Source organism: Streptomyces sp. NPDC088910, from assembly GCF_044749865.1.
Taxonomy (GTDB): domain Bacteria; phylum Actinomycetota; class Actinomycetes; order Streptomycetales; family Streptomycetaceae; genus Actinacidiphila.
In genome coordinates this window covers 13,646-32,681 of the sequence record NZ_JBIVIV010000009.1, presented here as the reverse complement: position 1 = coordinate 32,681, position 19,036 = coordinate 13,646, and the positions used below count along the sequence as shown (strand labels likewise).

18 protein-coding genes are annotated in these 19,036 nt (G+C 71.8%); 13 read left to right on the top strand and 5 right to left on the bottom strand.

What is annotated here, in order from left to right; all coding sequences use genetic code 11:
* Positions 1–53: 53 nt before the first annotated feature.
* From ACIP4Z_RS21120 to ACIP4Z_RS21100, 5 genes are all read left to right on the top strand, one after another.
* Positions 54–1,232: a hypothetical protein gene (locus ACIP4Z_RS21120; RefSeq protein WP_401310684.1), complete on the top strand. Its 1,179-nt coding sequence runs from the start codon at positions 54–56 to the stop codon at positions 1,230–1,232.
* Positions 1,229–2,539, top strand: a complete 1,311-nt coding sequence (locus tag ACIP4Z_RS21115; protein ID WP_401310188.1) for a hypothetical protein — start codon at positions 1,229–1,231, stop codon at positions 2,537–2,539. Before ACIP4Z_RS21120 ends, ACIP4Z_RS21115 begins: the two co-directional genes overlap by 4 nt.
* A 242-nt stretch (positions 2,540–2,781) precedes the next feature.
* Positions 2,782–3,156, top strand: a complete 375-nt coding sequence (locus ACIP4Z_RS21110; protein WP_401310681.1) for a VOC family protein — start codon at positions 2,782–2,784, stop codon at positions 3,154–3,156.
* Positions 3,157–3,451: 295 nt separating this feature from the next.
* Positions 3,452–4,126 (top strand): response regulator transcription factor, encoded by a 675-nt coding sequence (locus tag ACIP4Z_RS21105; RefSeq protein WP_188285980.1) that lies wholly within the window; start codon positions 3,452–3,454, stop codon positions 4,124–4,126.
* A 12-nt stretch (positions 4,127–4,138) separates the two neighbouring features.
* Positions 4,139–5,407, top strand: a complete 1,269-nt coding sequence (locus ACIP4Z_RS21100; protein ID WP_391051534.1) for an ATP-binding protein — start codon at positions 4,139–4,141, stop codon at positions 5,405–5,407.
* Between the two features lie 21 nt (positions 5,408–5,428).
* On the opposite strand, the gene ACIP4Z_RS21095 is transcribed toward ACIP4Z_RS21100, so the two are convergent.
* The gene (locus ACIP4Z_RS21095; protein ID WP_355347007.1) at positions 5,429–5,995 is read right to left on the bottom strand and encodes a GtrA family protein; all 567 of its coding nucleotides are present in this window, start codon (positions 5,993–5,995) and stop codon (positions 5,429–5,431) included.
* Positions 5,996–6,285: 290 nt separating this feature from the next.
* Here ACIP4Z_RS21095 and ACIP4Z_RS21090 point away from each other — a divergent pair, with 290 nt between their 5' ends.
* The 3 genes from ACIP4Z_RS21090 to ACIP4Z_RS21080 all read left to right on the top strand — a co-directional run bounded on the left by ACIP4Z_RS21090 (position 6,286) and on the right by ACIP4Z_RS21080 (position 9,249).
* Positions 6,286–7,419, top strand: a complete 1,134-nt coding sequence (locus ACIP4Z_RS21090) for a 5-(carboxyamino)imidazole ribonucleotide synthase (protein ID WP_391051693.1) — start codon at positions 6,286–6,288, stop codon at positions 7,417–7,419.
* Entirely contained in the window at positions 7,412–7,951 is a 540-nt protein-coding gene (gene purE, locus ACIP4Z_RS21085; protein WP_355347013.1) for a 5-(carboxyamino)imidazole ribonucleotide mutase, read from the top strand. Before ACIP4Z_RS21090 ends, purE begins: the two co-directional genes overlap by 8 nt.
* Before the next feature lie 104 nt (positions 7,952–8,055).
* Entirely contained in the window at positions 8,056–9,249 is a 1,194-nt protein-coding gene (locus ACIP4Z_RS21080; RefSeq protein WP_391051530.1) for a membrane dipeptidase, read from the top strand.
* A 24-nt stretch (positions 9,250–9,273) separates the two neighbouring features.
* Here the strand turns inward: ACIP4Z_RS21080 and ACIP4Z_RS21075 are convergent, their stop codons facing one another.
* Positions 9,274–10,200 (bottom strand): lysylphosphatidylglycerol synthase domain-containing protein, encoded by a 927-nt coding sequence (locus ACIP4Z_RS21075; RefSeq protein ID WP_355347019.1) that lies wholly within the window; start codon positions 10,198–10,200, stop codon positions 9,274–9,276.
* 341 nt (positions 10,201–10,541) lie between these two features.
* A complete protein-coding gene (locus tag ACIP4Z_RS21070; protein ID WP_355347022.1) occupies positions 10,542–10,910 on the bottom strand; it encodes a VOC family protein in 369 nt (122 codons plus the stop codon).
* A 154-nt stretch (positions 10,911–11,064) separates the two neighbouring features.
* Between ACIP4Z_RS21070 and ACIP4Z_RS21065 the strand changes: the two genes are divergently transcribed.
* Positions 11,065–11,619: a CGNR zinc finger domain-containing protein gene (locus ACIP4Z_RS21065; protein WP_401310180.1), complete on the top strand. Its 555-nt coding sequence runs from the start codon at positions 11,065–11,067 to the stop codon at positions 11,617–11,619.
* A gap of 153 nt (positions 11,620–11,772) precedes the next feature.
* Here the strand turns inward: ACIP4Z_RS21065 and ACIP4Z_RS21060 are convergent, their stop codons facing one another.
* On the bottom strand, positions 11,773–13,113 hold the full coding sequence (locus tag ACIP4Z_RS21060) for a UDP-glucose dehydrogenase family protein (RefSeq protein ID WP_401310177.1): 1,341 nt from the start codon (positions 13,111–13,113) through the stop codon (positions 11,773–11,775).
* A 173-nt stretch (positions 13,114–13,286) separates the two neighbouring features.
* Between ACIP4Z_RS21060 and ACIP4Z_RS21055 the strand changes: the two genes are divergently transcribed.
* The 4 genes from ACIP4Z_RS21055 (at position 13,287) to ACIP4Z_RS21040 (ending at position 17,421) form a co-directional block, all read left to right on the top strand.
* Complete coding sequence (locus ACIP4Z_RS21055; RefSeq protein ID WP_401310174.1) at positions 13,287–14,519, top strand: LCP family protein; 1,233 nt, start codon at positions 13,287–13,289, stop codon at positions 14,517–14,519.
* A gap of 139 nt (positions 14,520–14,658) precedes the next feature.
* A complete protein-coding gene (locus ACIP4Z_RS21050; protein WP_355350037.1) occupies positions 14,659–15,831 on the top strand; it encodes an acyl-CoA dehydrogenase family protein in 1,173 nt (390 codons plus the stop codon).
* A gap of 295 nt (positions 15,832–16,126) precedes the next feature.
* Positions 16,127–16,831 (top strand): LAETG motif-containing sortase-dependent surface protein, encoded by a 705-nt coding sequence (locus ACIP4Z_RS21045; RefSeq protein WP_355350034.1) that lies wholly within the window; start codon positions 16,127–16,129, stop codon positions 16,829–16,831.
* A gap of 167 nt (positions 16,832–16,998) precedes the next feature.
* Positions 16,999–17,421 (top strand): hypothetical protein, encoded by a 423-nt coding sequence (locus ACIP4Z_RS21040; protein ID WP_355350031.1) that lies wholly within the window; start codon positions 16,999–17,001, stop codon positions 17,419–17,421.
* A 188-nt stretch (positions 17,422–17,609) separates the two neighbouring features.
* Here the strand turns inward: ACIP4Z_RS21040 and ACIP4Z_RS21035 are convergent, their stop codons facing one another.
* A complete protein-coding gene (locus tag ACIP4Z_RS21035) occupies positions 17,610–18,824 on the bottom strand; it encodes an LCP family protein (protein ID WP_355350028.1) in 1,215 nt (404 codons plus the stop codon).
* Positions 18,825–19,036 lie beyond the last annotated feature (212 nt).

Below are 19,036 nucleotides of genomic sequence, written 5' to 3'. Positions count from 1 at the left end.
GGCGGCGGGCACGGTTCCGGCGGCCGGTCCTCGCCTTCCTCACCGCCCTTGTCCTGACGGCCGGTTCGGCCGTCGCGGCACCGGCAGCGCTCGGCGCGCCCGCCGACTCCGCCGTACTCCGCGCGCCCGCCGCCGCCACGGCGCCGACCGTCGTGGCGCACCCCGGCGCAGCCCGCCCCGGCGGCGACGTCACCGTGGTCGGCGCGGGCTGGAAACCCGGCACCCTGCTGGCCATCCTGCTCTGCGGCCAGGACGCGATCGGCGGCACCAACTCCTGCGCCAACGCCTCCGGCCGGGCCGTCACCACCGACGCGGCGGGGAAGTTCAGCCGCCGGCTGCCGGTCGTGGCGCCGCCGAAGCCGTGCCCCTGCGTCATCCACGTGTCCACGGTGACCGGTGAACAGCTCACCGTGGACGCGCCGTTCACCGTCACAGGACACCCCACCGCGCCGCTGCCCGCGCGGACCGGCACCGGCAGGCTCGCCGTACTGACCGCGCGGCTGCGCGGCGGCGGCGGACTGCTCACCTGGTTCGGCGCGCCCGCGCACCGCACGCTCGTGTTCACCGTCGGCAATCTGGGCTCGGGCGCTGTCAAGGACCCGGCCTTCGACGTCGGCGCCTCGCACGGCGTCTACGCACCCCAGTGGGACCGCCAGCAGTGGCACGGCACGGTCGCGCCCGGCGGGAAACAGCGGATCGGCTTCCCGGTGGAGCTGGGCTCCGGCGCGCACGGCGCTTACACCGTACAGCTGCGCTACGGCGGAAAGGTGCTGGTCACCGAGGCGTGGTCGGTCGGGCGGCCGTGGGGCGTCACCCTCTTCTGGATCCTGCTCTTCCTGGTCGTCCCGGCCGCCGTCTTCCGGCTCGGGATGCTGGCGGTCGACCGGCTCAGGCCCGGCGCGGTGGCCGCCGTGCCCGGCGGGCGGCCCGCGTGGCACCCGGCGACCGTACTGGCCCATCTGCCGCTGAAGGCCGCCGTCCCGCGCGGACGCCACGCGCCGCCCGGACCGCCGCCACCCGCCTCCGCGCCCCCGCCGCCCTCGTACGCGCCGGACGCGGGCCCGCTGCCCTGGTTCACCCACGGCGCCCTGCCCGCCCTGCGCGGCTCCGTGCCGCCGCGCTCCTCCGACTCCGACTCCGGGTCCGGCTCCGGCTCCGGGTCCGGCTCCGGGCCCGGGTCCGGGTCCGACGAGAGCCCCGCCCCGAGCCCCCCTTCGAAAGGAAGCCCGTGACCATACGACGAAGCGCGTCCGCGGCCGTGGCCGCCCTGCTGCTCGGCGGCGGATCGGTGCTGATGACCGCGGGGGCCGCGCACGCCGCGGAATCCGACTTCGCGACCAGGTGCGTGCCCCCGGCCGCGTCAGGACTCGGCCCCATCGACGGCACCACCAAGGCCGACATCACCGCGCCCGCCACCGCCAAGGTCGGCGACACGGTCACCGTCACCTGGAAGACCGTCCAGGCCGCCTCCAAGAACCCCGACATCATCGACCTGCCCGCCGACAAGGTGCAGCCGTCCGGCAAGGTCACACTCGGCGGCGCCCAGACCGGCACCCTCGACGTCCAGGGCCCGCGCCGGAATCCGGCCATCCCCAAGAACAGCGAAATGAAGCTCTCCGACATGACCGGCACCCTCAAGCTCACCAAGGCCGGTGACATCACCCTCTCCCCGGGCGCCTACACCATCAACGTCAGCTACCCGATCTCCACCGACACCGTCTGCACCCCCACGGCCGCCGTGCCGGTCGCCACCACGATCAAGGTGACGGAGGGGGACGCGACTTCCGGCGGTACGACGACGGGCGGCACGACAACCTCGGGCGGTACGACCACCGGAGGCACGTCCGGCAGCACGTCCGGTGGGACAGGCGGCGGGACGGGCGGCACCTCGTTCAAGGGGACGTCCGTGGACGTGCCGTACGCCTGCAAGACGCTGATCGGTGACAAGTCGGCCACCTCGAAGGTCGAGATCGACGCGGCGAAGGCGTCCTCCGGCTACGACCTCACCGTGAAGTTCGGCAACAGCGTGATGGACAGCCCGAGTCCGATCAGCAAGGGCATGATCACACCGAGTATCACCGTGCTGCTCAGCGGTGCCCAGACCGGCTCCCTCACCCTCACCGGCTCCCCGAACAGCACCGCCTTCGCCCAGAACGCGCCCATCACCATCGACGACATCAAGGGCCGCTTCGTGCCCGGCAAAACCGGCAAGGTCGGGCTGAGCCCCGGCACTCTCGTCATCAAACTCACCGACGGCGGCACCGCCGTCGCCACCTGCACGCCCACGAAGGCCGCCCCGGTCTCCCTCACCCTCGACACCACCGCCGCCCCCGGCGGCGCCACGACCGGCTCCACGACCACCGGCTCCACGACCGGCGGTTCGAGCACGACCGGCTCCACCACGGGCGGCGACCTCGCCGCCACCGGCTCCGACGCCAACGGCCCCCTCCGCGCCCTCGGTTACGTCGCCGCCACCGCCCTCCTCCTCGGCGCCGCCGTCCTCACCTTCACCCCCTGGCGCCGCTTCCTCCGCCGCTGACCCGCGCAGGACGGGCCGCGACATCAGCCGGGCGACGGGCTGTTGTCGCGGCCCGCGGGATCGCGTAGCGTCGGCCGACGTGAACACCGGACCGGCGCTACGCCACTCACGGATCGGCCATCCGGCGGAGGACTGACCGCACAGCGGGTGCGCGGAAGGCACCCCCGCTCGGCACGCGGACCTCCCGGCGCTCGTGCGCCGCGAGTCCCTGTTCCGTGTCGAGCACCAGCGAGGCCAGCCGTATGATCGTCACGTTCAACCACACCATCGTCGCCGCGAAGGACCGCGAGGAATCGGCGCGGTTCTTCCGGGAGCTGCTGGAACTTCCCGAGGCGCCGTCCTGGGGTCCGTTCACCAACGTCCAGCTCGACGCAGGGGTGCTGCTCCAGTTCGCCGAGCCGCCGGTGGAGATCCAGATGCAGCACTACGCGTTCCTGGTCGACGACGCACTCTTCGACCGGGCCTACCGGCGGCTGTGCGACCGCGCCGTCGAGCACTGGGCCGATCCGCAGATGCGCCGCCCCGGTGAGATCAACACCGAACACGGCGGCCGGGGCGTCTACTTCAAGGACCCCGCGGGCCACGCGATCGAACTGATCACCCGCCCCTACCTCTAACCGTCCGGCCCCGGCAGCCCCGCCCCCGAAGGCTTCGGCGGCGGGGCTGCCCCCGCGTCCGGACGCCGACAGCCCGTCCGTGGCCGCTCCACCGGCCTTCCGGCCGCTGCCGGGAAGCTCTCCGGCGGCTCTCCGGCGGCTCTCCGGCGGCACTCTGGCGGCTCTCCGGTAGCTGTCCGGCAGCCCCGCGCCAGGAGCCGCGAGCGGAGCCGTGACAGGGGGCGCGGCGGGTGGCGTGGGGCGGCTCTCCGTACCACCGCCTCCCCGGCGCCCGGTGCGGACTACCATCAAGCCCATGACCCGCGTACTTCTCGCCGAGGACGACGCATCCATCTCGGAACCGCTCGCGCGCGCACTGCGCCGAGAGGGCTACGAGGTCGAGGTGCGCGAGGACGGACCCACCGCTCTGGAGACGGCACTGCTCGGCGCCGTCGATCTGGTGGTGCTCGACCTGGGCCTGCCCGGCATGGACGGCCTCGATGTGTGCCGCAGGATCCGTACCGAGGGACACACCTTCCCGGTGCTGGTCCTCACCGCGCGGGCCGACGAGGTCGACACCGTCGTCGGCCTGGACGCCGGCGCGGACGACTACGTCACCAAGCCGTTCCGCCTGGCGGAGCTGCTGGCCCGGGTGCGGGCGCTGCTGCGCCGCGGCACCACCGAGTCCACCCAGCCCGCCACCCACGGCGTCCGGATCGACGTCGAGTCGCACCGGGCGTGGATGGGCGACGACGAGCTTCAGCTCACCGCCAAGGAGTTCGACCTGCTGCGCGTGCTCGTACGCGACGCGGGCCGGGTCGTCACGCGGGAGCAGCTCATGCGCGAGGTCTGGGACACCACCTGGTGGTCCTCGACCAAGACGCTGGACATGCACATCTCGTGGCTGCGCAAGAAGCTCGGCGACGACGCGGCCAGCCCCCGCTACATCTCCACCGTGCGCGGCGTCGGCTTCCGGTTCGAGAAGAACTGACACGCTGGCTCCATGCGCCGCCGTCTGATCTCCTCCACGCTGGCCGTGGTGCTCGTCGTGATCGCCGTCTTCGGGATCTCCCTGGTCATCGTGGAGACCCGGACGATCGAGAGCAGCGCCCAGGAGAGCGTGGACTCCGAGGCGGTGCGCCTGGTCGGCATCGTGGAGAACCGCATCCTGGCGGGGGAGAGCATCACCGCCAAGGGCCTGGACCGGCAGATCGCCGCCGACCGTTACGCGGTGGTGCAGGTGCCCGGCCACCCCGAGGTGACGCTCGGCGACAAGCCCAAGGGGCGGGTGCTGGCGTCCCGGCAGTCCGGCGGCCACGGCGAGAAGGTGCTGGTCGAGGAGCCGCGCTCCAAGGTCAGCCAGGAGATCGGCCGCACCCTGCTGGTGATCCTGGCGGTCGCGCTGCTCGCGGTGCTGGCCGCCGTGATACTGGCCGTCCTCCAGGCCCGCCGGCTGGTCAGCCCGCTCACCGATCTCGCCGAGACCGCCGAGCGGCTCGGCTCCGGCGACCCGCGCCCCCGGCACCGCCGCTACGGCGTCCCGGAACTGGACCGGATCGCCGACGTCCTGGACGCCAGCGCCGACCGGATCGGCCGGATGCTCACCGCCGAACGACGGCTCGCGGCCGACGCCTCCCACCAGCTCCGTACGCCGCTGACCGCGCTGTCCATGCGGCTGGAGGAGATCGTGGCGACCGCCGACGACCAGGAGGCGGTCAAGGAGGAGGCGACGATCGCGCTCGGCCAGGTCGAGCGGCTCACCGACGTCGTGCAGCGGCTGCTGACCAACGCCCGCGACCCGCGCAGCGGCTCCGCCGTCGACTTCGACCTCGACGAGGTGATCAAGCAGCAGGTCGAGGAGTGGCGGCCCGCGTACCAGAACGAGAACCGGACCATCGCGCGCTCCGGCACCCGGGGGCTGCGCGCGGTCGGCACCCCCGGCGCGGTCGCGCAGGTGCTCGCCACGCTGATCGAGAACTCGTTGATGCACGGCGCGGGCACCGTCACCCTGCACACCCGCGTCACCGGCAATCAGGCCGTCGTGGAGGTCACCGACGACGGGCAGGGCGTGCCGCCGGACCTCGGCGGGCGGGTCTTCGAGCGGACGGTCAGCGGGCGCAACTCCACCGGGCTCGGCCTCGCGGTCGCCCGCGACCTGGCGGAGGCGGACGGCGGACGGCTGGAACTGCTCCAGCAGCGGCCCCCGGTCTTCGCGCTCTTCCTGTCCCGCGAGATCCCGTCACCGCCGCCCCGCGCGGACGTCGTGAGCTGAGGCGGCCGGAAAAGAAGCGGCTCAGTTGAAGCGGTCGTCTTCCCTGGCCGCCGCGGCCTGCCGGGCCCTGACAGCGGCGCTGGCGGTCGCACCGGACGCCTTCGGCCCCTTGCCGTCGGCCAGGAACGCCTCGGCCTGCTCCACGGCCTCGCGCGCGGGCAGCGCCCGGAAGACCCAGGTCCGGTAGGACCAGAAGCGGAAGAGCGTGGCCACGCCGATGCCGACGAATTTGAAGATGTTGGCCTGGAGCGAGCTGTCCCAGCCGAAGCCGTACACCGCCGTGTAGAGCACGCCGTTCTCGATCACCAGGCCGATGGCGCTGAAGAAGAGAAAGAGGCTGAGCTCCTTCGTGCGGCCCGCCTTGTCGCGGTCACGGTAGGTGAAGTACCGGAAGCCCACGTAGTTGAAGGCGATGGACACCACGGTCGCCAGGATGCTGGCCCGTACGGTCTGGAGCTCGGTGCTGTGCCGCACCAGGTTGAACACCCCGATGTTGACCAGCACACCGGCGGCGCCGACGACCCCGAACTTCGCGATCTCGCGGTACAACAGCCGCAGTCGGGAACGCAGCTCTCGCAGTCCGCTCATGGTGATCGCTCGGCCCTGTCTGTGGAAGGTGGGGGGCGGGTGCCGTCATGGGTGGGAACGGGGTGGAATCCGCTGAGAAACCGGGTGCCGAGGGGGCACGGTCGGTGTCCCTGCGTGTCGCCCCGTGTCTCCGTGTTGTCTCCACCACATGTTAACCGTGCCGTACGGAGCTACGTCGATCGGAGCCGGTCATTCGTGTCCCCGCGTGGCGGATACCCTGGTGGCACCCCCTACGAGTACCAGCCCGCGCACCTCCGGCAGGAAAAAACGTGACATTCCCGGTAGTCGGCATGATCGGCGGCGGCCAGCTCGCCCGCATGACCCACGAGGCGGGCATCCCGCTCGGCGTCAGGTTCAGGATTCTCAGCGACACCCCTCAGGACTCGGCGGCCCAGGTGGTCGCCGACGTGACCGTGGGTGACTACCGGGACCTCGCGACCCTGCGGGCCTTCGCCCAGGGGTGCGACGTGCTGACCTTTGACCACGAGCACGTACCGGCCGAGCACCTGCGCGCCCTGGAGGCGGACGGCGTCGTCGTACGCCCGGGGCCCGACGCGCTGGTGCACGCCCAGGACAAGGGCGTCATGCGCGCCCGCCTCGCCGAGATCGGCGTGCCCTGCCCGGTCAACCGCATCGTCACCGACCCCGCCGACGTCACCCGGTTCGCCGAGGAGCAGGCCGGGGGCTACCCCGTGGTCCTGAAGACCGTGCGCGGCGGCTACGACGGCAAGGGCGTGTGGATCGCCCGCTCCGAGGCCGACGCCGCCGAGCCCTTCCGCGCGGGCGTCCCGGTGCTCGCCGAGGAGAAGGTGGACTTCGTACGGGAGCTGGCCGCCAATGTCGTCAGGTCGCCGCACGGCCAGGCCGTCGCGTACCCGGTCGTGGAGTCCGTCCAGGTCGACGGGGTGTGCGACACCGTGATCGCGCCCGCGCCCGGCCTGTCCGACGCCCTGTCCGCGCGGGCCCAGCAGCTCGCGCTGACCGTCGCGCGCGAGCTGGGCGTGGTCGGCCACCTCGCCGTGGAGCTGTTCGAGACCCGCGCGGCCGACGGCAGCTCCGCCATCCTGGTGAACGAGCTGGCGATGCGCCCGCACAACAGCGGCCACTGGACCATGGACGGCGCCGTCACCTCGCAGTTCGCCAACCACCTGCGCGCCGTCCTCGACCTGCCGCTCGGCGACCCGCGCCCGCGCGCCCGCTGGACGGTCATGGCCAACGTGCTCGGCGGCGACTTCCCCGACATGTACGCGGCCTACCTGCACTGCATGGCCCGCGACCCGGGTCTGAAGATCCACATGTACGGCAAGGACGTGAAGCCCGGCCGTAAGGTCGGCCACGTCAACACCTACGGCGACGACCTGGCGGACGTGCGCGAGCGCGCCCGGCACGCGGCCGACTATCTGCGAGGAACGATCGATGAGTAACCCCGCCGCTTCCGCCGGGAGCCCGCTGGTCGGCGTCGTGATGGGCTCGGACTCCGACTGGGAGGTCATGGAGGCCGCCGCGCAGATCCTCGACGAGTTCGAGGTGCCCTACGAGGTCGACGTGGTCTCCGCGCACCGCATGCCGCACGAGATGATCGCGTACGGCGAGCAGGCCGACGGCCGCGGCCTGAAGACCATCATCGCGGGCGCGGGCGGCGCCGCCCACCTGCCCGGCATGCTCGCCTCCGTCACCCCGCTGCCGGTCATCGGCGTGCCCGTGCCGCTGAAGTACCTCGACGGCATGGACTCGCTGCTGTCCATCGTCCAGATGCCCGCGGGCGTCCCGGTCGCCACCGTCTCGGTCGCGGGCGCCCGCAACGCCGGGCTGCTCGCCATCCGCATCCTCGCCGCCCACGACCCCGAACTCCTCACCCGGATGCGGGAGTTCCAGCAGTCGCTCAACGAGCAGGCGACGGAGAAGGGCAAGCGGCTGCGCGCGAAGGCGAAGGGCGCGGGCGGCTTCGGCTTCTGACCCGCAAGGCGCGTAAGCCCGTAGCCCCGCAAGGCCCGCAAGGCCCGCCGCCCTCGGCTCCCGGCCGCCGACGCCAACACCCGCTCCCCACCCGGAGGTACGACGTGGACCACCTGACGCACGCCCGCGAACTGCTCGCCGCCCACCCCGTGGTGGACGGGCACAACGACCTGCCGTGGGCGCTGCGCGAGCAGGTGGCGTACGACCTCGACCGGCTCGACATCGCCGCCGACCAGAGCGACCGGCTGCACACCGACATCCCGCGGCTGCGGGCGGGCGGCGTCGGCGCGCAGTTCTGGTCGGTGTACGTGTCGGTGGAGCTGACCGGCGGCGAGGCCGTCACCGCGACGCTCGAACAGATCGACGTCGTACGGCGGTTGGCCGACCGCTACCCGGCCGACCTGCGGCTCGCGCTGACCGCCGACGACATGGAGACCGCCCGTTCCGAGGGCAGGATCGCCTCCCTGATGGGCGCCGAGGGCGGCCACTCCATCGACTGCTCGCTGGGGACGCTGCGCGGCCTGTACGACCTCGGCGTCCGCTACATGACGCTCACGCACAACGACAACACCCCGTGGGCGGACTCGGCGACCGACAAGCCCGTCGCGGGCGGTCTCACCGCCTTCGGCGAGGAGGTCGTGCGCGAGATGAACCGGCTCGGGATGCTGGTGGACCTCTCCCACGTCTCGCCCGACACCATGCGCGCCGCGCTGCGGGTCGCCGAGGCCCCGGTGCTCTTCTCGCACTCCTCGTCCCGCGCCGTCTGCGACCACGTGCGCAACATCCCCGACGACGTACTGGCCGCGCTGCCCGCCAACGGCGGTGTCGCGATGGCGACCTTCGTGCCCAAGTTCATCCTGCCCGCCGCCATCGAGTGGACCGCGGCGGCCGACGAGAACATGCGCGCCCACGGCCTGCACCACCTCGACACCACCCCGGACGGCATGGCCGTGCAGCGCGCGTACGAGGCCGCCCACCCGCGCCCGGTCGCCACGGCGGCCACCGTCGCCGACCACCTCGACCACATGCGGGCCGTCGCGGGCGTCGACCACATCGGCATCGGCGGCGACTACGACGGCACGGCCTTCACCCCCGATGGCCTCGCCGACGTCTCCGGCTACCCGCACCTGATCGCCGAACTGCTCACCCGCGGCTGGTCCGACCCGGACATCGCCAAGCTGACCTGGCAGAACGCGGTACGGGTGCTGCGCGAGGCCGAGTCGGCCGCCGCGGCGATCCGCGCCCGGCGCGGCCCCTCGACGGCGACGATCGCGGCCCTGGACGGCCCGCGCGCCTGACCCCGGGGAGGCGAAGGCGCCCGCTCAGAGCACCTTGCGCCGCACCAGCGCGCCCAGCGTCAGCGCGGCGGGCACCAGCGGCAGCCAGACCGTGACGATGCGGTAGCCGAGCACGGCGGAGGCGGCGGCGGTCGTCGAGGCGCCCGCCGCCACCAGGGCCAGGGCGAGCGCCGCGTCGACCGACCCGATCCCGCCGGGCGTCGGCACGGCCGCCGCCAGACACGTGGCGAGCAGATACGCGAGCGCGACGTGCGCGGCGGAGACCGGTATCCCCAGCGCGAGCGTGACCGCGGCGAGACCGGCGGCCTGGAGCGCGGGGAAGGCCAGCGAGCCGCCCCACAGCGCGAGCGCGCGGGACGGCCGGGTGTGCAGCGTGCGGGCGTCGGTGAGCGCCGCCGCCAGGAAGTCGCGGATCGTACGGCGCAGCGGCCGGAGCAGCGCCAGCGCGAGCGCCGCCGCGCCGAGCACGAGAACGGCCAGCAGCCCGAGGAGCAGCAGCGCGTTGCCGTCGGGCAGCAGGCCGCGCAGGTGCAGCGCGTGCGGGAAGAGCGCGAGCAGCACCAGCAGCAGCGTCACCCGGCCGACGGACTCCGCCAGCGAGTACAGCGCGAGGGCGGCCGACGAGCGGAGCAGCGGAAGCCCCTGGGTGCGCAGGAAGCGCAGATTGACCGCGCTCGCGCCGATCCCGGCGGGGGCGAGCTGTCCCGCGGCCGACGCGGCGAACTGCGTGGCCAACAGGCGGGCGGGCGGCAGCGGTTCGAGCACGGTGCCCTGCCGGGCCACGGCGTTGGCGACCCAGCCGAGGCCGGTCGCCGCGAGCGCGGCCAGCAGCCAGCCACGGTTGGCGGCCAGCAGGTCACGGCAGCCGGTCTCGATCAGCGACCAGTGCTGCGACACCCAGCCGCCGACGAGCAGCACGGGTATGAGCCCGGCGAGGGTGCGCCACGGCACCCGCGTACGCCTGCGGGCCGGTCGCCCGGCCGCTTCCCCGGCGTCCCCCTCGTCGCCGTCCCCCTCTTCCCGCCCCTCGTCCCCCTGATGTATTCGTTCTCGCTGCTCCAGTGGTGCGGCTTCCCCCGGTGGTCGTCGCAGGGATGCCCGCAGCCGCAGTGGAGTTCGGAGCATGGCCACCGCTCTCGGTCGTCCCCGCCAGTCACGCGCCTACCGGATCGTAGTACCGCGAGCAGGATGCAACGGCCGGAATACGGCCGGGCGTCGGACGGCCGATGACCAGGGGGCGGAGCGGTGACCGCGGGGCGACGGCGGCGGGGCCGCCGGGGGACGGCGGCCGTTCAGCAGGCGCAGAGGCAGAACGGGTGCCCGGCGGGGTCCGCGTACACGCGCCAGTTGCGCGCGCCGTCCAGGTCGCCCTCCAGAAGCGTCGCGCCCAGGGCGAGCACCTGCTTCTCCGCGCTGTCCATCGCGGCGCGCTCCACGGCGATGTCGAGGTGGAACTGCTGGGGGCGCTCGGGGTCGGGCCAGCGGGGCGCCCGGTGGGCCGGGGCGAGCTGGAAGGACAGGCGCTGGCCGTCCTCGCGGTTGAGGTCGACCCAGTCGTCCTCCGACGCGTCGACCGTGCCGCCGACCAGTTCGGCGTAGAAGGCGGCCAGCGCGCGCGGGTCGGGACAGTCCAGGACGACCGCGCCCAAGGTGCCGATCATGACGGATTCCTCTCGTGGTGGGCTGCCGTGCCACCGGCCGGGGCCGTGGTCGCCGGACAGCGGTTAGCGGTGACCAGTACAACGGTTACCAGTACAGCGGTCTCAGCCGGTAACGGTTACTTCATCATGGCGGAGTGGCGGTAACGTTTCAAGGGTGGAGCAGCCCGGAGAACGCAGTCCCGCGCCTGGACCGCTGCGGCTGGTCCAGGACCTGGTCAACACCGTCGACCTGGAGAGCGGCGACGACGCGCTGCGCACCCCGGCGCAGCTGGCCGCCTGGGCGGGGGAGCGCGGCATCGAGGGGCCCGGCTTCGGCCCCGGAGGGCTCGCCGACGTCCTGGTCCTGCGCGAGGCGCTGCGCGACGTCTGCCAGGCCCACGCGGGCGTCGACGTACCGCCCGCCACCCTGGAGGCGCTGGAACGCCTGCTGTCCCGCGCGCCGCTGCGTCTGACCGTCGATACCGAGGGCGCCGCCGCCGTACGCCCCGCCCCCGGCCTGACCGGACCCCCGGCCCTCACCGCCCGCGTCGCCGCCGCCGTCGTCTCGGCCGTCGCGGACGGCACCTGGCCCCGCCTCAAGGCGTGCGCGGCCGACACCTGCCGCTGGGTCTACTACGACCGCAGCCCCTCGGGCCGCAGCCGCTGGTGCACGATGGCGATCTGCGGCAGCCGCGCCAAGATGCGGGCGTACCGCAGCCGTACGCGCTGAGGCGCGTGACGCCCGGCCGTTCCCTTCCGGTACGGCGGCCCGTACGGCGACCCGTGCGGCCGGGTCATTGACGTGCGCACGTACGAGACACGTGCGCACGTACGAAGGCCCGTACGCGGTGGTGTCGCGTACGGGCCCCGCGGGTGTCGTCGGTTACGCGGAGGGGCGGCCCATCGCGCGGTAGGTCCAGCCGGCCTTGCGCCAGACCGCGGGGTCGAGCGCGTTGCGGCCGTCGAGGATGTGCCGCTCGCGGGCCACGTCGGCGAGGGCGGCGGTGTCCAGCTCGCGGAATTCCCGCCACTCGGTCAGGTGCAGTACGAGGTCGGCGCCGCGGACGGCGTCCAGCGGCGTGGGGGCGTAACGCAGGGTCGGGAAGAGCCGCTTGGCGTTCTCCATGCCCTTCGGGTCGTAGACCGTGACCTGGCCGCCCTGGAGGTGTATCTGGCCCGCCACATTGAGGGCGGGGGAGTCGCGGACGTCGTCGGAGTCCGGCTTGAAGGTGGCGCCCAGCACGGCGATCCGGCGGCCGAGCAGGCTCCCGCCGACCGCCTCGCGGGCCATCTCCACCATGCTGGTGCGGCGCCGCATATTGATGGAGTCGACCTCGCGCAGGAACGTCAGCGCCTGGTCGGCGCCCAGCTCACCGGCGCGCGCCATGAACGCGCGGATGTCCTTGGGCAGACAGCCGCCGCCGAAGCCGATCCCGGCCCTGAGGAATTTGTGGCCGATCCGGTCGTCGTGCCCGATCGCCTCGGCGAGCTTGGCGACATCGCCGCCCGCCGCCTCGCTGACCTCGGCCATGGCGTTGATGAAGGAGATCTTGGTGGCGAGGAAGGCGTTGGCCGCGGTCTTGACGAGTTCGGCCGTCGGGTAGTCCGTGACGATGAACGGCGTGTCTTCTGCGAGCGGTCCGGCGTAAACCTCCCGCAGGAGTGACTCGGCGCGCTCGCTGGTCACGCCGATCACGATCCGGTCCGGGTGCAGCGTGTCCTGCACCGCGAAGCCCTCGCGCAGGAACTCCGGGTTCCACGCCAGCTCCGCGTCCGCGCCCGCCGGGGCCGTCTCGCGCAGCCGCTCCGCCAGCCCGGCCGCGCTGCCCACCGGCACGGTGGACTTGCCGACCACCAGCGCGGGGCGCCGCAGATGCGGGGCCAGCGAGGAGAAGGCGTTCTCCACGTAGCTCATGTCGCAGGCGTACTCGCCGTGCTTCTGCGGGGTGTTCACGCAGACGAAGTGGACGTCGCCGAACTCGGCGACCTCCTCCCAGGAGGTGGTGAAGCGCAGCCGCCCGCTGGAGCCCTCGATCCCGGCCACATGTCTCGCGAGCAGTTCCTCCAGGCCCGGCTCGTACATGGGGACGCGCCCATGCGACAGCATCTCGATCTTGCTCGGCACGATGTCGAGGCCGAGCACTTCGAAACCGAGCTCGGCCATCGCGGCGGCATGGGTGGCGCCGAGATAACCGGTGCCGATGACGGTGAGCTTCAGAGGCATGCGCAGAGCATAGTAGGGACCGCGCGGACCAAATAGTGGGTGGTCGGGGGGCCGGGGGTCCACAATGCGTGCAGATATCCAAGGGGTGGGTCGAGGGGTGGGGTGCAATCGTGGGTGACGCGAGCGGCAGAGGCGGCGGGACGGACGAGGGGACGGTCCCGACCGGAACGGACGTGACGACGCCGGATCAGCGGCCGGACCGGGGGCCGGACGAGGGGCGGTCGCCGGAACCGGAGGGGATACCGGGGCGGATATCGGCCGTCAAGCGCGAGCCGGGGTCCGAGCCGGAGCCGGAGTCGGCACTTGAGCCGGATGCGGACGACGGTCTCGCGCCCGACGGTCCTGACGGCCCCGACAGCCCGGCGCGCAAGACCCGGCGGCGCCGCCGTACCCGCCGCGTGCTGTACGCGGCCGTGATCCTGCTCTGCACCGGTGTGCTGCTGGTCGTCGGCACCGCCTACTGGGCCTTCCAGCACTACACCGGCCGCGTCGAGCGCATCCCGAACGCCTTCCCGACCGACGTACCGGCCGCCGCGCAGCCGCAGGCGTCCAAGAGCGGCAGCCAGACCTTCCTGCTGGTCGGCCTGGACGCCAGGTCCGACCTGCCGACCACCGGCAAGAACGCCAAGGCGCCGGAGTGGAAGCCGGGCGCCCAGCGCAGCGACACGATGATGCTGGTGCACCTGCCCGCCGACCACAAACACGCGTACGTCGTCTCGCTGCCGCGCGACTCCTGGGTGAGCATCCCCGGCCACGGCCAGGCGAAGCTGAACGCGGCCTTCTCCTGGGGCGGCCCGCCGCTGCTGATCGACACCGTGCAGCGGCTCACCAAGGTGAAGGTCGACCACCTCGCGGTGATCGACTGGAGCGGTTTCAAGAATCTGACGAACGCGGTCGGCGGCGTGGACATCACCGTCGACAAGACGGTCGACCGCCGCAACGGCCCCGGCGGGGTCTGGACGGCCGGCCCCCACCACATGAACGGCGACGACGCCCTCGACTACGTGCGCGAGCGCTACGGCCTGCCGCGCGGCGACCTGGACCGTACGCACCGGCAGCAGAATTTCCTGCGGGCCGTGCTGTCCAAGATGCTCTCCGGCGGCACCTTCTCCAATCCGCTCAAGCTGAAGCGGACCCTGGACCAGGTGACGTCCGTGGTGAGCGTGGACGACAAGCTGTCCAACGGCGATCTGCGCGACCTGGTGTGGAACATGCGCGATGTGCGCTCCTCGGACATGGTGTTCATGAACGCGCCGATCTCCGGCTTCGACACCATCAAGAAGCAGTCCGTGGTGCTGCTGGACGCCAACGGCTCCTCCGAGCTGTGGCAGGCGCTCCGCAACGACACGATGAGCGACTACCTCGCGAACAACACCGTCGACCGGCTCGGCGACAAGGTGTCGTGAGGCGTTGCCGGGCGTTGTGGGGTGTCGTGAGGTGTTCCGCGGGTGTCATGAACGTCACGTAGGTGGCGCCGCGGGCGCGGGCCTAGGATCATTGGGTTACTTAACGGTAGTTAGCGCTGCACTCGGGGAGTGAGACACCTTGGCCGGATCCTCCGACTTCGACCTTTTCCGTACGTCCGAGGAGCACGACATGCTCCGGGACGCGGTCCGCTCCCTCGCGGAGGCGAAGATCGCGCCGTTCGCGGCCGAGGTGGACGAGCAGGGCCGCTTCCCGCAGGAGGCCCGTGACGCGCTGGAGGCCAACGACCTGCACGCGATCCACGTCCCCGAGGCGTACGACGGCCCGGGCGCGGACGCGCTGTCCACGGTCATCGTGATCGAGGAGGTGGCGCGGGTCTGCGCCTCCTCCTCCCTCATCCCCGCGGTCAACAAGCTCGGCTCGCTGCCCGTACAGCTCTCCGGCTCCGAGGAGCTGAAGACGAGGTACCTCGGCGCCCTGGCGCGCAAGGAGGGCATGTTCTCGTACGCGCTTTCCGAGCCCGAGGCCGGCTCGGACGCGGCGGGCATGAAGACCCGCGCGGTACGCGACGGCGACACCTTCGTGCTCAACGGCGTCAAGCGCTGGATCACCAACGCGGGCGTCTCCGAGTTCTACACGGTCATGGCCGTCACCGACCCCGACAAGCGCTCCAAGGGCATCTCCGCGTTCGTGGTCGAGAAGGGCGACGAGGGCGTCTCCTTCGGCGCCCCCGAGAAGAAGCTCGGCATCAAGGGCTCCCCGACCCGCGAGGTCTACTTCGACAACGTCCGCATCCCCGCCGACCGCATGATCGGCGCCGAGGGCACCGGCTTCGCCACCGCGATGAGGACCCTCGACCACACCCGCGTCACCATCGCCGCCCAGGCCATCGGCATCGCCCAGGGCGCCCTCGACTACGCCAAGGGCTACGTCAAGGAGCGCCAGCAGTTCGGCAAGGCCATCGCCGAATTCCAGGGCATCCAGTTCATGCTCGCCGACATGGCCATGAAGCTCGAAGCCGCCCGCCAGCTCACCTACGCGGCCGCCGCCAGGTCAGAACGCGTCTCGGCCGGCGGTAAAGAGGAAGATCTCACCTTCTTCGGCGCCGCCGCCAAGTGCTACGCCTCCGACGTCGCCATGGACATCACCACCGACGCCGTCCAACTCCTCGGCGGCTACGGCTACACCCGCGACTACCCCGTCGAGCGCATGATGCGCGACGCCAAAATTACCCAAATCTACGAGGGCACCAACCAGGTCCAGCGCATCGTGATGGCGCGAAACCTCCCCTAGGGCGGGGGGTGGTGATAGGCGGGTGACGGGGGTGAAGTGGGTGACGGGGGAGGGCGGTTCGGGGGGTTCAGTACAACGATCGGGGGAAGATCGCTATGTCCGACTATCCGGTGTAGTCCGGTGGTTCGGGCGGGGGGGATCGTCACCCGGCGCCGTTTAGCGGGCGGTTTGCGATCAATTGACAAGCGGACGCGGCGGCTTGTAGAGGTTTGAGGGCCACAGATGGCGCGGGAGTTCGATCCCGCCCCTTGTGTGCCCTTTCCGCGCTTGTGATCCGATCCCGTGAAGGGAAGACGTGTCCATATCCCGCCGTACCGCAATCGCGGTGCGTACCATCGGCGTTGCCTCCGCCGCAGCCGCGCTCGCGCTGGGCGTTGCAGGCAACGCGTTCGCTTGCAGCATCTCCGAGTTCTCCGCCCAAGCCTCGTGCGACAACGGCAAGGGCTCGATCGACGTCACCAACAAGGACTACTCCCACACGCTGGTGAACATCACCGTGTCGCAGGGGCAGACCGAGGTCGGTCACCAGGAGAACCTGACCGGGACGCGTCAGGGCGTCACCGTCAACTTCCCGGTCGACTGGTCGCCGTCCACGACGTACACGGTCACCGTCGTGAAGGCTTCCGGCCAGAAGGTCGGCACCACGGACGTGAAGACGCCGGAGACCGCGTGCAAGGTCGACACCCCGACCACGCCCGCGACCGACACGCCGACCACGCCGGCCACCGACACTCCGTCGGACACGCCGACCACGCCGGCGACCGAAACGCCGTCGACGGCCCCGTCCGACACCCCCACCGCGACGCCGAGCACCAGCGGCGCGGCGGCGGTTGACGACACCAACGCTCCCTCGCCCGCGGCCGGTGGCACCACCGACCTGGCCGAGACCGGCGGCGGCAGCAACACGGGCATGATCGCCGGTGTCGCCGGCGCGCTCGTGGTGGTCGGCGGCGGCGCCGTCTACGGCCTGCGTCGTCGTACGGCCGGTGCGCGTCACTAAGGTCACGATCCGGCCAACTACGCGTCGCTGAGGTCTCGTTCGTCACCGGCGTGTATCAATGCAAACCCTGCGCGTACCTGACAGGCAGCAGGCGATACGCTGCGACGCCGTCGTCATCCGACGGCGTCGCGGCAATCGTCCACACACCTGAAGCAGGGGGACCCTTTATGGCCATTCGCAAGTCCACGATGCAGGAGCAGGTGGCTCAGGCCATCGCGGAGATCAACCCGAGCGACCGTCCGATCGCCACGATCCACACGGTCACCGGACCGAGCCCGTGGCTGATCAACTCGCTCGGCCTGATCGCCCAGGCATTCGTGAAGTACTACTTCGTCACGGTCACCGAGCAGGCCGTGGTCTTCCACAAGGCGGGCCGCATGAGCTCCCGCCCGAAGGAGCTCGTCGCCGCGATACCGCGCGCCGAGGCCGCGGGCCTGGTGTCCGAGGTCAAGCGGAACGCCCTGTGGAGCTCGCTGAAGTTCCAGCTCCCCGGTGAGCCCAAGCCGACCCGGCTGAACGTGGCCCGTTACTGGCGCACCGAGCTCGACCAGTGGGTGCCCGCCGTGACCGGAGCCCCGGCCGCCGTCTGAGCCCGAGGCGTCCAGCCCGAGGCATCTGAGCGCGAGGCGTCAGACCCCGAGGTGTCAGACCTTCGAGGATCAGACCTCGAGGCAGCAGACTCCGTACCGTCACCAAAGGCCCCGGCCCCCGCAGCGACGATTCGCCGCGGGGGCCGGGGCCTTCGGTGTGTGCCGTCCCGTCGGTGCCCGCCCGGTACCTACTTGGTGGCGGTCACCTTCTGGTCGTTCTTCAGCTCGTCGAAGAGCGTCTTCGCCTTCGTCATGTCCCACTTCACGGCGTCGCCGTCATTGGGCGTCATGTAGTTGGCGTTGCCGATCGGGACCGTGACGGAGTTGCCGTCGCCGCCCGTGACGCCCTTCATGGCCCAGAACATCGAGGCCAGGTTCATCAGGCTCATCTTCTTGTCGACGATGAGCGTGTCGAGCCCGGAGCCGATCACCGGGTAGAGCTTGAACGGGTTGAGGATCGTCGTCGGCGAGGCCGCCTGGTGGGCCAGCGTCGACAGGAACTTCTGCTGGTTGCGCATCCGGCCGAGGTCCTGGTCGGCCTCCTGGTGCCGCTGCCGGACGAAGGCCAGCGACTGCTTGCCGTTGAGCTTCTGGCAGCCCGCCGCGAAGTCGGCGCCCGATGCCTTGTCCTTCAGCGGCTTGTCCAGGCACATGTTGACGCCGCCGAGCGCGTTCACCAGGTTCACGAACCCGGAGAAGCCGATCTCCGCGTAGTGGTCGATGTGCAGGCCGGTGTTGTACTCGATGGTGCGGGTCAGCAGCTCGGGGCCGCCGTCGGAGTACGCGCGGTTCAGCTTGTGCGTGGAGGCCGCGTACCGCTTGCCCGACTTCTGGCCGGTGAAGGCCGGGATCGTGACGTACGAGTCGCGCGGCAGGCTCATCATGGTGGTCCCGTTGCCGCCGGTGTGCAGGATCATCATGGAGTCGGTGCGCTGGCCGTCCGCGGCGCCGGTGTGCAGGTCCTTCTCGTCCTGCTTGGTCAGCCCCTCACGGCTGTCCGAACCGACGATCAGATAGTTGGTGCCCTTGCCCGTCGGCGGCCGGTCCTCGACCTTGCTCAGGTCGACCTCGCGGCGCACCTTGGAGTCGGCCCAGAAGTACGTGGAGACGGACACCACCAGCAGCGCCACGACCAGACCGAGCGCCGTGATGCCGATCTTCTTGCGGGTGCTCCAGCGGGGCCTGCGGGGGCCGGTGGCGGTCCCGCCGGGCGGGGGCGGGCCGAAGCCGCCTCCGCCCTGGCCGCCTCGGCCGGGGCCCGCGGGCCCCGCGGGGCCGGGACGTCGGACGGGCTGCGGCGGTACCCCGCCCGCCGCGGCGGCGGCCCGGCGCGGCGACAGTTCAGGGGGCAGCGGCGGCTCGGCGCCGCGGCGCTGCTCGGTGTCATCGCTCCAACCGTTCATGGTGGAAAGTGTGCCCGGCCTCGGGCGACGACCGGGAATCCACGGCGGTTCTGTAGCAGACCCGATGCATTCGGCCACCGGCCGCGACCGTTTCGCAACGGACATAAGGTTGCTGTCATGATCGATCGCCCCACCCCCGAGAGCCCGGCAGTCCCCGAGAGCCCAGCCGCCCCCGAAGCCCCGGCCACGCCTGAGGCCCTGGCGGCGCCTGA

Coding starts and splice junctions, on each gene's coding strand:
- ACIP4Z_RS21100 (WP_391051534.1), top strand. CDS start 4,139: ATGCGCCGCCGTCTGATCTCCTCCACGCTGGCCGTGGTGCTCGTCGTG.
- ACIP4Z_RS21070 (WP_355347022.1), bottom strand. CDS start 10,910: ATGATCGGCACCTTGGGCGCGGTCGTCCTGGACTGTCCCGACCCGCGC.
- ACIP4Z_RS21105 (WP_188285980.1), top strand. CDS start 3,452: ATGACCCGCGTACTTCTCGCCGAGGACGACGCATCCATCTCGGAACCG.
- ACIP4Z_RS21095 (WP_355347007.1), bottom strand. CDS start 5,995: ATGAGCGGACTGCGAGAGCTGCGTTCCCGACTGCGGCTGTTGTACCGC.
- ACIP4Z_RS21035 (WP_355350028.1), bottom strand. CDS start 18,824: ATGAACGGTTGGAGCGATGACACCGAGCAGCGCCGCGGCGCCGAGCCG.
- ACIP4Z_RS21090 (WP_391051693.1), top strand. CDS start 6,286: ATGATCGGCGGCGGCCAGCTCGCCCGCATGACCCACGAGGCGGGCATC.
- ACIP4Z_RS21060 (WP_401310177.1), bottom strand. CDS start 13,113: ATGCCTCTGAAGCTCACCGTCATCGGCACCGGTTATCTCGGCGCCACC.
- ACIP4Z_RS21110 (WP_401310681.1), top strand. CDS start 2,782: ATGATCGTCACGTTCAACCACACCATCGTCGCCGCGAAGGACCGCGAG.
- ACIP4Z_RS21040 (WP_355350031.1), top strand. CDS start 16,999: ATGGCCATTCGCAAGTCCACGATGCAGGAGCAGGTGGCTCAGGCCATC.
- purE (WP_355347013.1), top strand. CDS start 7,412: ATGAGTAACCCCGCCGCTTCCGCCGGGAGCCCGCTGGTCGGCGTCGTG.